Annotated in this window: 16 protein-coding genes and 1 other annotated feature; of the genes, 13 read left to right on the forward strand and 3 right to left on the reverse strand. The window is 52.1% G+C overall.

From position 1 onward, the window contains the following. Positions 1-42 precede the first annotated feature (42 nt). Positions 43-870: an SDR family oxidoreductase gene (locus ACCW76_RS06625; RefSeq protein ID WP_045832298.1), complete on the reverse strand. Its 828-nt coding sequence runs from the start codon at positions 868-870 to the stop codon at positions 43-45. 180 nt (positions 871-1,050) lie between these two features. On the opposite strand from ACCW76_RS06625, the gene hisL reads away from it, so the two are divergent. The 12 genes from hisL (at position 1,051) to ACCW76_RS06685 (ending at position 11,102) form a co-directional block, all read left to right on the forward strand. Next, positions 1,051-1,098, forward strand: a complete 48-nt coding sequence (gene hisL / locus ACCW76_RS06630; protein ID WP_100396937.1) for a his operon leader peptide — start codon at positions 1,051-1,053, stop codon at positions 1,096-1,098. Then, positions 1,074-1,195: a sequence feature (His leader region), on the forward strand. It overlaps the preceding gene by 25 nt. Before the next feature lie 54 nt (positions 1,196-1,249). Next, complete coding sequence (gene hisG, locus ACCW76_RS06635; protein ID WP_034824735.1) at positions 1,250-2,149, forward strand: ATP phosphoribosyltransferase; 900 nt, start codon at positions 1,250-1,252, stop codon at positions 2,147-2,149. A 4-nt stretch (positions 2,150-2,153) separates the two neighbouring features. Beyond that, complete coding sequence (gene hisD / locus ACCW76_RS06640) at positions 2,154-3,461, forward strand: histidinol dehydrogenase (protein WP_436338089.1); 1,308 nt, start codon at positions 2,154-2,156, stop codon at positions 3,459-3,461. Further along, complete coding sequence (gene hisC / locus ACCW76_RS06645; RefSeq protein ID WP_045832300.1) at positions 3,458-4,528, forward strand: histidinol-phosphate transaminase; 1,071 nt, start codon at positions 3,458-3,460, stop codon at positions 4,526-4,528. Before hisD ends, hisC begins: the two co-directional genes overlap by 4 nt. Next, on the forward strand, positions 4,525-5,592 hold the full coding sequence (gene hisB, locus ACCW76_RS06650; RefSeq protein ID WP_097116671.1) for a bifunctional histidinol-phosphatase/imidazoleglycerol-phosphate dehydratase HisB: 1,068 nt from the start codon (positions 4,525-4,527) through the stop codon (positions 5,590-5,592). The genes hisC and hisB overlap by 4 nt, the downstream gene beginning before the upstream one ends. Further along, positions 5,592-6,182: an imidazole glycerol phosphate synthase subunit HisH gene (hisH, locus tag ACCW76_RS06655; protein ID WP_045815222.1), complete on the forward strand. Its 591-nt coding sequence runs from the start codon at positions 5,592-5,594 to the stop codon at positions 6,180-6,182. The genes hisB and hisH overlap by 1 nt, the downstream gene beginning before the upstream one ends. Next, on the forward strand, positions 6,182-6,919 hold the full coding sequence (gene hisA / locus ACCW76_RS06660) for a 1-(5-phosphoribosyl)-5-[(5-phosphoribosylamino)methylideneamino]imidazole-4-carboxamide isomerase (RefSeq protein WP_045815223.1): 738 nt from the start codon (positions 6,182-6,184) through the stop codon (positions 6,917-6,919). The genes hisH and hisA overlap by 1 nt, the downstream gene beginning before the upstream one ends. Continuing rightward, on the forward strand, positions 6,901-7,677 hold the full coding sequence (gene hisF, locus ACCW76_RS06665; RefSeq protein WP_034824747.1) for an imidazole glycerol phosphate synthase subunit HisF: 777 nt from the start codon (positions 6,901-6,903) through the stop codon (positions 7,675-7,677). The genes hisA and hisF overlap by 19 nt, the downstream gene beginning before the upstream one ends. Further along, positions 7,671-8,282 (forward strand): bifunctional phosphoribosyl-AMP cyclohydrolase/phosphoribosyl-ATP diphosphatase HisIE, encoded by a 612-nt coding sequence (hisIE, locus tag ACCW76_RS06670; protein ID WP_034824749.1) that lies wholly within the window; start codon positions 7,671-7,673, stop codon positions 8,280-8,282. The genes hisF and hisIE overlap by 7 nt, the downstream gene beginning before the upstream one ends. Before the next feature lie 166 nt (positions 8,283-8,448). Next, entirely contained in the window at positions 8,449-8,952 is a 504-nt protein-coding gene (locus ACCW76_RS06675; RefSeq protein ID WP_436338090.1) for a YbaK/prolyl-tRNA synthetase associated domain-containing protein, read from the forward strand. A 66-nt stretch (positions 8,953-9,018) separates the two neighbouring features. After that, complete coding sequence (locus tag ACCW76_RS06680) at positions 9,019-9,816, forward strand: ABC transporter substrate-binding protein (protein WP_436338091.1); 798 nt, start codon at positions 9,019-9,021, stop codon at positions 9,814-9,816. A 170-nt stretch (positions 9,817-9,986) separates the two neighbouring features. Further along, entirely contained in the window at positions 9,987-11,102 is a 1,116-nt protein-coding gene (locus ACCW76_RS06685) for a succinylglutamate desuccinylase/aspartoacylase family protein (protein WP_200680227.1), read from the forward strand. A 35-nt stretch (positions 11,103-11,137) separates the two neighbouring features. On the opposite strand, the gene gndA is transcribed toward ACCW76_RS06685, so the two are convergent. Next, a complete protein-coding gene (gene gndA, locus ACCW76_RS06690; protein WP_436338092.1) occupies positions 11,138-12,547 on the reverse strand; it encodes an NADP-dependent phosphogluconate dehydrogenase in 1,410 nt (469 codons plus the stop codon). A gap of 456 nt (positions 12,548-13,003) precedes the next feature. Between gndA and ACCW76_RS06695 the strand changes: the two genes are divergently transcribed. Further along, positions 13,004-13,765 (forward strand): glycosyltransferase, encoded by a 762-nt coding sequence (locus tag ACCW76_RS06695; RefSeq protein ID WP_436338093.1) that lies wholly within the window; start codon positions 13,004-13,006, stop codon positions 13,763-13,765. Here the strand turns inward: ACCW76_RS06695 and wecB are convergent. Next, a complete protein-coding gene (gene wecB, locus ACCW76_RS06700) occupies positions 13,762-14,889 on the reverse strand; it encodes a non-hydrolyzing UDP-N-acetylglucosamine 2-epimerase (protein ID WP_436338221.1) in 1,128 nt (375 codons plus the stop codon). The two genes, ACCW76_RS06695 and wecB, sit on opposite strands and share 4 nt — an antisense overlap. Positions 14,890-14,931 lie beyond the last annotated feature (42 nt).

Consider the following 14,931-nt stretch of genomic DNA (forward strand, 5'->3'; position numbering starts at 1 on the left):
CGCTACGGAAAAAGTGCAAAAGTCGGCACTCGAACGCTAACCTCACTCCAGCGGCATTTTCATCGGATCATCGTAGCTGTACTCAAACCCCAGCTCATTACAGATCTTCGACCCATCCACCACTTTCCCCGCCTCGCGCTCCGGCTCGGCAACAAACGTTGGTGCCACCAGCCCTAACTGCTTCGAGACAAACGGATAGAAATCATCACGCGCAGGATGCTTTGAGGCACACAAGTTATACACGCGTCCACCCTTCGGCGTTTGCAGCAGCAGCACAATGGCATCCACGACATCATCCAGATGCACCAGATTGACCGCATGACCGCCATTCTCCAGTCCAATCTTCCCGGCGAGGAAGCGCCCTGGATGACGGTTTGGCCCGACGAGACCCGCCAGTCGTACAATATCCACGCTGGTACCGGGCAGATCATGCAACCAGTTTTCCAGTTCTACCAGCGTCTTGCCCGCCACACTTTCTGGCTGCAGCGCACTGCTCTCTTTCATGACGCCCGAACCGGTGCCGTACACCGACGACGAGCTGGTAAAAATGATGCGCGGCACCTTGTGTGCTAATGCCGTATCGACCACGTTCTGCACGGCTTGCATGTAATCTTCTCCGCCCTGCACCGTGCGGCTGGCAGGCAACGTCACCACCAGCGCGTCCACCGCCATCAGCGTGGCCAACTCATCCGCTTCACATTCAATCTCGGGTGTTAGCACCAGTTGAAATGCCTCAATACCGCAGCGGCGCGCAGCATCCACACCATCGGGGGAGGTTTTGCTACCGGTTACCTGCCAGCCGCGCGCCGTCAGCGCCATCGCCAGCGGCATACCCAGCCATCCCAGACCTACAATCGCGACTTTTTTCATACCGACTCCTGCTTTACAGCGCTAAGACACTTCATCTTAGTCCCAGCGATTATGGCAAACCAGCGCAAACTGTTGCGGAAGGTTCCGATAACTGACGTTAAAAAAGGGTTGCCAAGCGCCGCCATCTTCGTTAGGTTAATCAGCACGCAAATGAATACTCATTCAGCAACGGAATTTACTATGACACGCGTTCAGTTCAACCACCATCATCACCATCATCCTGACTAGTCTTTCAGGCGATGTGTGCTGGGAGACGATTAGGATCTTCCAGTGGTGCGAACGCAAAGAGAGCCCCCGGAAGATCATCTTCCGGGGGTTTTTTTATGGGCGAACGCAACCCAACTGAGTTCAGACAGGATTGAATAAGAGGATAGGAAACATGTTAGATAACACCCGTATTCGCATAGCTATGCAGAAATCTGGCCGTTTAAGTGATGAATCACGCGAACTGCTGGCCCGCTGCGGTATCAAAATCAACCTTCAGCAGCAGCGTCTGATTGCGTTTGCGGAGAACATGCCTATCGATATCCTGCGTGTGCGTGATGACGATATCCCTGGCCTGGTGATGGATGGCGTGGTGGATCTCGGCATCGTCGGTGAGAACGTGCTGGAAGAAGAGCTGCTGGACCGCCGTGCACAAGGCGAAGATCCTCGCTACTTCACCCTGCGCCGTCTCGATTTCGGCGGCTGCCGCCTGTCGCTGGCGATGCCCGTAGATGCAGAATACACCGGCCCGCAGTGCCTGCAGAACTCACGTATTGCCACCTCTTATCCGCACCTGCTGAAGAAATATCTCGATAAGCAAGGCGTTTCCTTTAAGTCTTGCCTGCTGAACGGCTCTGTAGAAGTCGCGCCACGTGCGGGTCTGGCTGATGCCATTTGCGACCTGGTATCGACCGGTGCCACCCTCGAAGCCAACGGCCTGCGCGAAGTGGAAGTCATTTACCGTTCTAAAGCGGTACTGATTCAGCGCGATGGCGAACTGCCAGCGGCGAAACAAGAACTGATCGACAAAATGATGACGCGCATTCAGGGCGTCATCAAAGCACGTGAATCCAAGTACATCATGCTGCACGCGCCAAGCGAGCGCCTGGAAGAAGTGATCGCCCTGCTGCCAGGTGCCGAGCGCCCAACCGTATTGCCGCTGGCAGGCGAAGTGAGCCGCGTGGCGATGCACATGGTGAGCAGTGAAACCTTGTTCTGGGAAACCATGGAAAAACTGAAAGCGCTGGGTGCCAGCTCCATCCTGGTACTGCCAATCGAAAAAATGTTGGAGTAACAGCATGAGCACAATCATGACCCCGATTGACTGGCAACAGTGTGATGAACAACAGCAGCAAGCGCTGCTGATGCGCCCGGCAATTTCTGCTTCGGCGAGCATCAGCGAAATCGTGCGCGATGTGCTGACGCAAGTAAAAGAACAAGGCGATGATGCGCTGCGCGAGTTCAGCGCGCGCTTCGACAAGGCGCAGGTGGAAAACCTGCGCGTCACGCCAGAAGAGATGCAAGCCGCCAGCGATCGCTTGAGCGATACGCTGAAGCAGGCGATGGCAGTGGCTGTCGGTAATATCGAAACTTTCCATAACGCGCAGATTCTGCCCGCGGTGGATATCGAGACGCAGCCTGGCGTGCGCTGCCAGCAGATCACCCGTCCGGTGCAATCGGTTGGGTTGTATATTCCTGGCGGATCTGCCCCGCTGTTCTCTACGGTCTTGATGCTGGCAACCCCAGCACGTATCGCCGGTTGTGGTCGTGTGGTGCTCTGTTCTCCCCCGCCGATTGCCGACGAAATTCTCTATGCCGCGCAACTGTGCGGCGTGAAAGAAGTGTTTCAGGTTGGTGGCGCACAAGCGATTGCTGCGCTGGCTTTCGGCACTGAAACCGTGCCGAAAGTCGACAAGATCTTTGGCCCAGGCAACGCCTACGTCACCGAAGCTAAACGCCAGGTGAGCCAGCGTTTGGATGGTGCTGCGATTGATATGCCTGCTGGCCCATCAGAAGTTTTGGTGATTGCTGATGAAGGTGCCACTCCGGCATTTGTCGCTTCTGATCTGCTATCACAAGCAGAACACGGCCCGGATTCACAGGTCATCTTGCTGACCCCTTCGCTGAAACTGGCTGAAGGCGTGGCTCAGGCGGTGGAAGAACAGCTCGCGCAGTTGCCACGTGCTACCACGGCGCGTCAGGCGCTGGAGAGCAGCCGTCTGATCGTGCTGCGCGATCTGGCGCAGTGTGTGGAAATTTCCAACCTGTACGGTCCTGAGCACCTGATTATTCAGACGCGCCAGCCACGCGATCTGGTGGATACGATCACCAGTGCGGGTTCCGTTTTCCTGGGCGACTGGTCACCGGAATCGGCAGGTGATTACGCTTCCGGCACCAACCATGTGCTGCCGACTTACGGTTATACCGCAACCTGTTCCAGCCTGGGATTAGCCGATTTCCAGAAGCGTATGACGGTGCAAGAACTGACGCCGCAAGGCTTCCTCAATCTGGCTGCCACCATTGAAACCTTAGCCGCCGCTGAGCAGCTGGAAGCCCACAAGAACGCCGTTACCCTGCGTGTTGCCGCGCTGAAGGAGCAAGCATGAGCATTGAAGATTTAGCCCGCGCCAATGTGCGCGCGTTGACGCCATATCAATCTGCGCGTCGTTTGGGGGGGAACGGTGATGTGTGGCTGAATGCCAACGAATTCCCGCTTCCGGTGCCCTTTGAGCTGTCTCAGCAAACGCTGAACCGCTATCCGGAATGCCAGCCGAAGATGGTGATTGAGCGCTATGCGGCTTATGCCGGTTTATCGCCGGAGCAAGTGATTGTCAGCCGTGGCGCTGATGAAGGCATTGAGCTGTTAATGCGTGCCTTCTGTGAGCCGGGCAAGGATGCGATTCTGTTCTGTCCGCCGACTTATGGCATGTACAGCGTGAGCGCGGAAACCATCGGCATTGAGTATCGCACCGTGGCAGCGCTGGATGACTGGCAGCTGAACCTGCCGGCGATTGCGGACCAGTTAGACGGCGTGAAAGTGGTCTACATGTGCAGCCCGAACAATCCGACCGGCAACCTGATCAATCAAGATGATATCCGCAAACTGCTGGAGATGACCGCCGGTAAAGCACTGCTGGTCGCCGATGAAGCCTATATTGAGTTCTGCCCGGAAGCGACTCTCGCGGGTTGGTTGAAAGAATATCCACATCTGGTGATCCTGCGCACGTTGTCAAAAGCCTTTGCGCTGGCTGGCCTGCGCTGTGGCTTTACGCTGGCCAACAAGCCAGTGATCGACCTGTTGATGAAAGTGATCGCTCCTTACCCGCTGGCGACCCCGGTTGCTGATGTGGCGGGACAGGCGCTGAGCGAAGAAGGCATTGCACTGATGCGTCAGCACGTGGCGGAACTCAACGCCAATCGCGCCTGGCTGTTTGAACAGCTGCCACAGTTGAGCGTGGTGCAGCAGGTGTTCCCGAGCGAAACCAACTATATTCTGGCGCGTTTCACTGATTCGCCAAAAGTGTTTAAAACGCTGTGGGATCAAGGCATTATTCTGCGCGACCAAAACAAAAACCCCGGCCTTGCGGGATGCCTGCGCATCTCCATCGGCACCCGTGAAGAGTGCGAGCGCCTGATCGCCGCGCTGCAAGCCTTATCAGTGGAGCAAGCATGAGTCAGAAGACCCTTTTTATCGACCGCGACGGTACCATCATCTCTGAGCCGCCAACGGATTTTCAGGTAGATCGCATGGAGAAGCTGGCGTTTGAAAAGAACGCCATCCCTGCGCTGCTGGCCCTGCAAAATGCCGGCTATCAGCTGGTGATGATCACCAATCAGGATGGTCTGGGCACCGACAGCTTCCCACAGGCTGATTTTGATGGCCCACATAACCTGATGATGCAGATCCTGACTTCACAGGGTGTGAACTTCAGCGACATCCTGATCTGTCCGCACAAGCCAGAAGATAACTGTGATTGCCGCAAGCCGAAAACCAAAATGGTGGAAGCTTGGCTGGCACAAGGCGCATTGGATACCGCAAACAGCTACGTGATTGGCGATCGCCTGACCGATATCCAGCTGGCTGAGAACATGGGCATTCAGGGCCTGCGTTACGGTGCGGAAGGTATTGACTGGGACGCGATCCAGGCACGCCTGACAAAGCGTGACCGCCACGCGCTGGTGCAACGCAACACCAAAGAGACGCAGATCAAAGTGGAAGTGTGGCTGGACCGCGAAGGCGGCAGCAAGATCAACACCGGTGTCGGCTTCTTTGATCACATGCTGGATCAGATTGCCGTACACGGCGGCTTCCGCATGAACATCGACGTGAAAGGCGATCTCTATATTGACGATCACCACACCGTGGAAGATACCGGTCTGGCGCTGGGTGAAGCGCTGCTGAAAGCGCTGGGCGACAAGCGAGGCATCGGCCGTTTCGGCTTCGTGCTGCCGATGGACGAGTGCCTGGCGCGCTGCGCACTGGATATCTCTGGTCGTCCACACATCGAATTTAAAGCCGAGTTCAGCTACCAGCGTGTCGGCGATCTCAGCACCGAGATGGTTGAGCACTTCTTCAGCTCCCTCTCCTACGCCATGATGAGCACCCTGCACCTGAAAACCAAAGGTAAGAACGACCATCATCGTGTGGAAAGCCTGTTCAAAGCCTTTGGCCGCACCTTGCGCCAGGCAATTCGCGTGGATGGCAACACCCTGCCGAGTTCGAAAGGAGTGCTGTGATGAACGTGGTGATTCTCGATACCGGGTGCGCCAACCTTTCCTCCGTGAAGTGGGCAATTGAGCGCCTCGGCTATACGCCCGAGGTGAGCCGCGATCCGGATGTGGTGCTGCGCGCCGATAAGCTGTTGCTGCCGGGCGTGGGCACCGCCCAAGCCGCCATGAATCAGCTGCAAGAGCGTGACCTGATCGATCTGATCAAAGCCTGTACCCAACCGGTGCTCGGCATTTGTCTTGGTATGCAGCTGCTGGGTCGTGGGAGCGATGAGAACGGCGGCGTGACCACGCTGGGTCTGGTGGATGAACCCGTTTCGCTGATGGATACCCAGGGTTTGCCCTTGCCGCACATGGGCTGGAACCAGATCACTTCGCAAGCTGGCAACCACCTGTTCCGTAATATCCCGGACGGCAGCTACTTCTACTTTGTGCACAGCTACGCCATGCCAGTGAATGCTACCACCATCGCCCAGTGCGATTATGGCCATCCGTTCACCGCTGCGTTGCAGAAAGATAATTTCTTCGGCGTGCAGTTCCACCCGGAGCGTTCTGGCAAAGCAGGCGCACAGTTGCTGAAAAACTTCCTGGAGATGTGATGATTATCCCGGCATTAGATTTAATCGACGGCAAAGTGGTGCGTCTGCATCAGGGCGACTACGGCCAGCAGCGCGACTACGGTAGCGATCCGCTGCCGCGCCTGCAGGATTACGAACGTCAGGGCGCGGAAGTGCTGCACCTGGTGGATCTCACTGGCGCCAAAGATCCGGCTAAACGCCAGATCCCTCTGCTGACTACCCTGCTGCGCGGCGTGAATGTACCGGTGCAGGTCGGCGGCGGCATCCGCAATCGTGAAGACGTTGCAGCCTTGCTGGCGGCCGGCGCGACCCGCGTGGTGGTGGGCTCCACGGCAGTGAAGCAGCCAGAGGAAGTGAAAAGCTGGTTCAACGAGTTCGGCGCCGATGCCATCGTACTGGCGCTGGATGTGCGCATTGACGCCAATAATCGTAAAGAAGTGGCGATCAGTGGCTGGCAGGAAGCGGCTGGCGTAACACTGGAAGAAGTGATCGGCTGGTATCAGCCGGTTGGCCTGAAGCACGTGCTGTGCACCGATATCTCCCGCGATGGCACCTTAAGTGGTTCCAACGTGGCGCTGTATAAAGAAGTGTCTGATGCCTTCCCCGACATCGCGTTTCAGAGTTCCGGCGGCATTGGATCGCTAGATGACATCGCTGCCTTACGTGGCAGTGGCGCACAGGGCGTGATTGTCGGTCGTGCTTTACTGGAAGATAAATTCACCGTAGCGGAGGCGATTGCATGCTGGCAAAACGGATAATTCCTTGTCTCGATGTCCGTGACGGACAAGTGGTGAAAGGCGTGCAGTTCCGCAACCACGAAATTATTGGCGATATCGTGCCTCTGGCGCAGCGCTATGCGCAGGAAGGCGCTGACGAACTGGTGTTCTATGATATCACCGCCTCTTCCGATGGCCGCGTGGTGGATAAAAGCTGGGTGTCACGCGTCGCAGAAGTGATTGATATTCCGTTCTGCGTGGCGGGCGGTATCAAGAGTGAGGAGGATGCCGCGCGCATTCTGCAGTTCGGTGCGGATAAGATCTCCATCAACTCCCCGGCGCTGGCTGACCCAACTTTGATCACGCGTCTGGCGGATCGCTTTGGCGTGCAGTGCATCGTGGTGGGTATTGATACCTGGTTTGATGAAGCCACTGGCAAGTATCACGTCAACCAGTATACCGGCGATGAGTCACGTACCCGTGTCACCACCTGGGAAACCCTGGATTGGGTGCAGGAAGTGCAGAAGCTGGGCGCGGGCGAAATCGTGCTGAACATGATGAACCAGGATGGCGTACGTAATGGCTACGATCTGGTGCAGCTGAAGAAAGTCCGTGACGTGTGTAAAGTGCCCCTCATCGCTTCTGGCGGAGCAGGCACCATGCCGCACTTCCTCGAAGCCTTTGAACAGGCAAACGTCGATGGTGCGCTGGCCGCTTCAGTGTTTCACAAACAAATTATCAATATTGGCGAGTTGAAAAACTTCCTGATCGACAACGGTGTGGAGATTCGCGCGTGTTAACTGCAGAACAACTGGCCAAACTGGATTGGGCCAAAACCGCGGGCATGATGCCCGTCATCGTCCAGCACAACGTTTCTGGCGAAGTGCTGATGCACGGTTATATGAATGAGGAAGCGCTGCAAAAGACGCTGGCGGAAGGCAACGTCACTTTCTTCTCTCGCACCAAAAACCGCTTGTGGACCAAAGGGGAAACCTCCGGTCACTTCCTGCAGGTCGCGAGCATCACGCCGGATTGTGATAACGACACCCTGCTGGTGCTGGCAAACCCGATTGGGCCAACTTGCCACCTCGGAACATCAAGTTGCTTCTCACCGGCTGCGCCAGATTGGGCGTTCCTGTATCAGCTGGAGCAGCTGCTGGCTTCACGTAAGAGCGCCGATCCTGAGAGTTCTTACACCGCGAAACTGTATGCCAGCGGCACCAAGCGCATCGCACAGAAAGTGGGTGAAGAAGGTGTGGAAACCGCACTGGCTGCCACAGTGAATGACCGTCATGAGCTGACCAACGAAGCCTCTGACTTGCTGTATCACCTGATGGTGCTGCTGCAGGATCAAGAGTTGGATTTGAGCACGATTATTAATAATCTGCGTGCGCGTCATAAGTAACAGATTGTGCAATAAGCTGCTCAAAATTGGCTTCAAAGGCTGATTTTGAGCAGTATGCTTCTCATTATTGGCTTCAGCAGTAGGCTTCTCAAATTAACGCGTGAATCGTGTCGCAACTCACCCGCGCGTTTATCACCCTCTTCACCTGGCACTTCGCGGCTCAACCATGGCGCTTTATAAGGACGGTACCCCTGTGACCACGCATGAAAAACTGATCGCCCTACTCGACCAACACAAGGCGCGTTATCGCGTGATGGAGCATTCAGCGACTGGAAAATGTGAAGCTGTTGCTGAGATTCGCGGGACGGAAGTGGGGCAAGGCGCCAAAGCATTGGTGTGCCATGTCAAAGGCAACGGCATCAAACAGCATGTGCTGGCGGTTCTACCGGCTGACCAACAGGCGGATTTGAGCAAAGTGGCCGAAGCGGTTGGCGGTCGTCGTGCTTCATTAGCCTCTCCGGCTGAAGTGGATGCGTTAACCGGCTGCGTGTTTGGTGCCATTCCACCTTTTAGTTTCCATCCTGATCTACAGTTGGTCGTCGACCCACTGCTGTTTGAACGCTACGACGAAATTGCCTTTAATGCCGGTCTGCTGGAAAAATCCGTGGTGCTGAATGTGGCGGATTACAGTGCAATTCATAATGGTAACGTGATGAAAATAATCTGCTAATTGCCATGGCGGACAGTGATCGGTACTCTGCTTTGTTCCACATCACGAAAAAAGAAGACCGTTATTATGGCAAGTTCTCGTTTTACTGCCCGCCTGCGTCAAACGCTGGCGCTGGCCGTGCTGGCAGGTTGCGCATTTGGCGCGCAGGCAAAGATTGAACAGGTACGTTTCGCTGTAGATCCAACTTACCCTCCTTTTGAATCCAAAACACCACAAGGCAAGCTGGTTGGTTTTGATATCGACCTTGGCAATGCGCTGTGCGAGCAGATGAAAACCCAGTGCGTCTGGGTGGAGAGCCAGTTCGATGGCATGATCCCTGCGCTGAAAGCACGTAAGTTCGATGCCATCCTCTCTGATATGGGGATCACGGAAGAGCGTCTGAAGCAGATTGACTTCACCGTGCCGCTCTACGATACGCACACCCAGCTGATTGCGCGCAAAGGCTCTGGCCTGCTGCCAACGGCTGAATCGCTGAAAGGCAAAACGGTTGGCGTTGAGCAAGGAACCGTGCAGGAACGTTATGCGCTGGCAAAATGGCAGCCACACGGTGTAAACGTGGTGCCTTACGGCGATCAGGCGCAGGTGGAAAGTGATTTGATTTCTGGCCGTCTGGATGTGGTGTTCACCGATGCAGCACAGGCAGCTAACGGCTTCCTGAAACATCCGCAAGGCAAAGATTTCGAACTGGCTGGCCCGATTGTGGAAGATCCGATTATCGGTCCAGGTACGGCGATTGGTCTGCGTAAAGGCGATGAAGAGCTGAAAACAGCCCTGGATAACGCCTTTGCTGAAATCAAGAAAAACGGCACTTTTGACAAGATCCAGAAGAAGTACTTCGCCACTGACATTTCGATCCAGCATTAATCAATGCAGGGGCGGTCTTCAGGCCGCCCTGTTCGCGCTGCTAACATGAGCGAGCGCAAATTTAGCGGCTTCATACCCGCTCATTTTCACAGCAGCACTATAATTCCAGTCATCAAAATTAATCAGGCACGACGTTCAGCGTGCCGTAGATACAGGACATCGACCTCGCCATGCAACAACAACATCATCCCTTGTTAAGTGCTTCCCTCGGTACACAGCGCGAAATCGTCAGCTTTCATTTCGGTACCGATTCCCAGCAGCGCGTCTACATTCAGGCGGCACTGCACGGTGATGAACTGCCGGGTATGGCGGTGGCGTGGTATCTGAAACACAAGCTGCTGGCGCTGGAATCTGCCGGCCAGCTCAAATCCAAAATTACGCTGGTGCCGGTGGCAAATCCGCTGGCGATGGGTCAACACTGGCACGGCAGCCATTTGGGTCGATTCCATACGCTTTCAGGTCAGGATTTCAATCGCCGTTTCCCGGCGTTAGGCGATACCCTGGCTGAAGAGTTGGCCGGTTCGTTGACGCAAAGTGAATATGAGAACAAACGGCTGATCCGTGATGCCATTGATCGCCACTATCGCGATCGCATTGCTCGTACCGAACTGGATGCGCAGCGCTTCACGCTAATGCGTATGGCCAGTCAGGCAGATTTGATGATTGATCTGCACTGCGACTGGGACGCATTGCCGCATCTGTATACCACGCCGCACGCATGGCAGGATATCGAACCATTAGCGCGTTGGTTAGGCAGTGAAGTGCAACTGCTGGCGCAAATCTCCGGTGGCGAACCCTTTGATGAGGCCTGCTGTGAACCGTGGCTGACACTGGCTGAGCGATTTGGTGGTGAGTATCCAATGCCTCGTGGTTTGTTGCCAGTGACGCTGGAGTTACGTGGGGTTGCTGATGTGTCGCCGCAACAGGCGGAGAAGGATGCGGATGCGATAATTAATGCGTTGATTGAAGGCGGCTATATTGCGGGTGAAACAGGTGAGTCCCCTGCCCTGATCAATCCCGCGACACCGCTGGCAGGTTGTGAGTATATCCATGCACCGCATTCTGGATTGCTGTTGAATCGCCGTGAGTTGGGTGAGTGGATCAAGCCGGGTGAAGTGGTGGCGGAGATTGTGGATCCGATTACCGACCAGGTGACACCGTTGGTGGCAGAATTTGGTGGGGTGCTGTATGCGCGAAATCTTATGAAGTTTGCTACGGCGGGAATGCTGGTAGTGAGGTTGGCGGGGGAAAATGCGGGCAGAGAGGGAGAGTTGTTGGTGGGGTAAAAAATTGAGGCTTCCCGAAGGAAGCCTCACAATTATTAGTCGAGCCACTCAGTGTGGAATACACCGTCTTTATCAATGCGCTTGTAAGTATGCGCACCGAAGTAGTCACGCTGAGCCTGAATCAGGTTTGCTGGCAGAACTTCTGAACGATAGCTGTCGTAATAGGCGATGGCTGCCGAGAAGGTCGGAGTCGGGATGCCGTTCTGAATCGCGTAAGAAACAACATCACGCAGCGCCTGCTGGTATTCGTCAGCAATGTTTTTGAAATATGGATCCAGCAACAAGTTTGCGATGTCCGCATTGCTTGCGTAAGCATCGGTAATCTTCTGCAAGAACTGAGCACGGATGATGCAGCCAGCACGGAAGATCTTCGCGATTTCACCGTAGTGCAGATCCCAGCTATTCTCTTCTGAAGCAGCACGCAACTGAGAGAAGCCCTGAGCATATGAAACGATTTTGCCCAGATACAGTGCGCGACGTACTTTCTCAACAAACTCAGCTTTGTCACCGGTAAAGGCTTTAGCCTGCGGACCGCTCAGTACTTTAGAAGCAGCAACACGCTGAGATTTCAGTGAAGAGAGGTAACGTGCAAACACGGATTCGGTAATCAAAGACAGCGGCTCGCCGAGATCCAGTGAGCTCTGGCTAGTCCATTTACCGGTACCTTTGTTAGCGGCTTCGTCCAGGATCACATCAACCAAATACTTACCATCTTCATCTTTCTTGGTGAAGATATCTTTAGTGATGTCAATCAGGTAGCTGCTCAGCTCACCGTTATTCCAGTCAGTAAAGGTTTTAGCCAGTTCTTCGTTATTAAGACCCAACGCACCTTTCAGCAGCGCATAGGCTTCAGCAATCAGCTGCATGTCACCGTATTCGATGCCGTTATGCACCATCTTCACATAATGACCAGCACCGTTTGGACCGATGTAAGCAACGCAAGCTTCGCCATCTTCTGCACGTGCGGCAATTTTATCCAGAATCGGCGCAACCAGTTCATAGGCTTCTTTCTGGCCACCAGGCATGATGGAAGGACCTTTCAGTGCGCCCTCTTCACCGCCGGAAACGCCAGTACCGATGAAGTTAAAGCCTTGATCTGAAAGTTCTTTGTTGCGACGAATGGTGTCTTTGTAGAAAGTATTACCGCCGTCGATCAGGATGTCACCTTTGTCGAGGTGAGGAGTCAGAGAAGCGATAGTTTTATCAGTTGCCTCACCAGCCTGCACCATCAGCAGAATACGGCGTGGTTTTTCCAGCGATTCAACGAACTCTTCAACGGTGTAAAATGGAGCAAGTTTCTTGCCCTGACTTTCAGCGATAACTTCATCAGTCTTTTCGCGTGAACGGTTGAAGATAGAAACAGTGTAACCGCGGCTCTCAATGTTAAGAGCCAAGTTACGGCCCATTACTGCCATACCTACAACGCCGATCTGTTGCTTGGACATTACATACTCCTGTCAGGTGTGGATACCCTGCGAAACATGTCCACAGGGGTAAAATCATAGTTTATAACATCAAGCACGGTTATATCGACGGGAAAATCGTGCGCTCAGCAAGATAAGATAAGCACCTACAGTGATAATGGATATTTCAGGGAGATATCAATGAAGGAATTGATACTAAAAATGAGATATGCAGGGGTTAGTAAAGGATAACCTGCGAATGTCTTATAAATAAGACGTAAATGTCAGAGTCTAGTATGCAATCTGTTTAAAAAACGAACTCATGGCAAGCTAACCGATTAAATCATCGCGCCAGGCGAGCAAAATTGATTGGAGAGTACCAGTGATTAGTAAGATAGGCACACACCAATTGCTTATTTTTTAGCAAGTTGTCAAATGCAGTTGCCAATACAGACATAGGAAAGTAACATCTACAGAATAGCAACCTAAAAACGGCCAATGGCAAAACTGAGTATGATATTTTTAAGCATCATTAATCACAACCATGACCAGTTGATCGTCAACAATGCCACACTACCAAATCTCGCAAAAGACAATTTTATTGTAATAAAATCCAATACCCCTGCGACAACGCTATTAAAAGAGTTTTCAGTTAAAAATAATATCTTACTACTTGACGAAAACTATGGGCTTGGCTTTGGAGAAAATAACAACTACATTTTTAATTATCTCGTGCGCGAAGAGAAGATTAATGAAGATGACTACTTCCTGGTTATCAACCCTGACGTAATAATCGAAACTTCAGAAATGGCTAAATTACGCGAAGAGATAATAAATAGTGAATCAGACATCTTCACAATTAATCTCTTCTATGACGAAAATTATCTTAAGCCAGAGATGTCGGTGAGAAGATTTCCAAAGTTGACGGGGCCATTGAAAGGTCTTCTTAGCAAAGATCACCGTTCAGATGCATACGATAAATCAGCAATCAATAAACCCAAAAAAGTGGATTGGGCAGCTGGATCATTTTTGCTCTTTAAAAAGGCAGTCTATCAGAAATTGAGCGGGTTTGATCCAAAATATTTTATGTATTTTGAAGATGTCGATATTTGCAGACGTGCAAATAAAATGAAAATGCAAGTCACTTACCTACCAAATATAAAAGCAATTCATAAAGGGGCATTTAACAACCGGAAGCTCTTTTCGAGACACTTCCGGTGGTATTTAATGAGTTACTTTATTTACCACTTATCGAATTAACCCTTCAATGATTCGGCTATAGCATCAGCAATTCGTGCTGATGCCATTCCGTCGCCATATGGATTATGAGCATAACTCATATCATTATAAGCATCATTGTTTTCCAGCAGTAATGCGACTTCGTTAAATATCTTATTTTCGTCCGTACCAACCAGTTTGACTGTTCCTGCTGAGACCGCTTCAGGACGTTCCGTAGTATCACGCATGACTAATACAGGTTTTCCTAATGAAGGAGCTTCTTCCTGGATACCTCCTGAATCCGTCAAAATGATATACGCTGAGTCCATTAGATGAATAAATGGCAGGTAATCCTGAGGCTCGATGAGATAGACGTTATTTTGGCCCACTAACGTATTGTTAACAACACTGCGAACATTGGGGTTCATGTGTACGGGGTACACAAAATCGACGTCTGTAAATTTTTTCGATAACTTGAGAATTGCATTACAGATCCGTTCAAATCCACCGCCAAAACTTTCGCGACGATGGCCAGTAATTAAAACAATCTTTCTTTCTGAATTAATAAATTCAAAGGTTTTTGATACTTCTTTTGTAAGCTCAGGACTATCGGATAACTTTTGTTTAACCATGAACAAAGCATCGATAACCGTATTGCCTGTAATAATTATAGAATCTGGAGAAATATTTTCCCGAAGCAGATTATCGGCAGAAGTTTGAGTAGGCGCAAAGTTTAAACTTGCTAATGCACCTGTAATTTTACGATTTCCTTCTTCTGGCCAAGGTGAGTAGATATTGCCAGTGCGTAATCCTGCTTCGACATGTCCGACTTTAATCTGTTGATAGTAACTAGCAATAGTCGTTGAGAGTGTGGTCGCGGTATCACCGTGAACTAATACATAGTCAGGCTTAAATTCCTCAAAAACTGTTCGTAGGCCTAACAATATGGATGTTGTTACATCAGTTAAGTCTTGCCCAGGCCTCATAATATTGAGGTCAAAGTCTGGTTTAATATTAAATAGATTCAATACCTGGTCAAGCATTTGACGGTGCTGACCAGTCACGCAAACTTTACTATCAAACCGGGAATCATTCTTTAAATGCTCGACAACGGGTGCCATTTTAATGGCTTCTGGCCGAGTACCAAAAACCGAAAGAATTTTAATTTTGTTCATAAATTATCCTACGTTAAATTTTACGAGTTTAAT

The organism is Pantoea sp. C8B4, assembly GCF_051336905.1.
In the GTDB taxonomy this organism is placed as follows: domain Bacteria; phylum Pseudomonadota; class Gammaproteobacteria; order Enterobacterales; family Enterobacteriaceae; genus Pantoea; species Pantoea rwandensis_B.

Bases quoted from the DNA above. Each gene is read 5' to 3' on its own strand.
- hisH (WP_045815222.1), top strand. From the start codon at position 5,592: ATGAACGTGGTGATTCTCGATACCGGGTGCGCCAACCTTTCCTCCGTG.
- hisA (WP_045815223.1), top strand. From the start codon at position 6,182: ATGATTATCCCGGCATTAGATTTAATCGACGGCAAAGTGGTGCGTCTG.
- hisC (WP_045832300.1), top strand. From the start codon at position 3,458: ATGAGCATTGAAGATTTAGCCCGCGCCAATGTGCGCGCGTTGACGCCA.
- gndA (WP_436338092.1), bottom strand. From the start codon at position 12,547: ATGTCCAAGCAACAGATCGGCGTTGTAGGTATGGCAGTAATGGGCCGT.
- ACCW76_RS06695 (WP_436338093.1), top strand. From the start codon at position 13,004: ATGGCAAAACTGAGTATGATATTTTTAAGCATCATTAATCACAACCAT.
- ACCW76_RS06625 (WP_045832298.1), bottom strand. From the start codon at position 870: ATGAAAAAAGTCGCGATTGTAGGTCTGGGATGGCTGGGTATGCCGCTG.
- ACCW76_RS06675 (WP_436338090.1), top strand. From the start codon at position 8,449: ATGGCGCTTTATAAGGACGGTACCCCTGTGACCACGCATGAAAAACTG.
- hisB (WP_097116671.1), top strand. From the start codon at position 4,525: ATGAGTCAGAAGACCCTTTTTATCGACCGCGACGGTACCATCATCTCT.
- hisF (WP_034824747.1), top strand. From the start codon at position 6,901: ATGCTGGCAAAACGGATAATTCCTTGTCTCGATGTCCGTGACGGACAA.
- hisD (WP_436338089.1), top strand. From the start codon at position 2,154: ATGAGCACAATCATGACCCCGATTGACTGGCAACAGTGTGATGAACAA.
- hisG (WP_034824735.1), top strand. From the start codon at position 1,250: ATGTTAGATAACACCCGTATTCGCATAGCTATGCAGAAATCTGGCCGT.
- ACCW76_RS06680 (WP_436338091.1), top strand. From the start codon at position 9,019: ATGGCAAGTTCTCGTTTTACTGCCCGCCTGCGTCAAACGCTGGCGCTG.
- ACCW76_RS06685 (WP_200680227.1), top strand. From the start codon at position 9,987: ATGCAACAACAACATCATCCCTTGTTAAGTGCTTCCCTCGGTACACAG.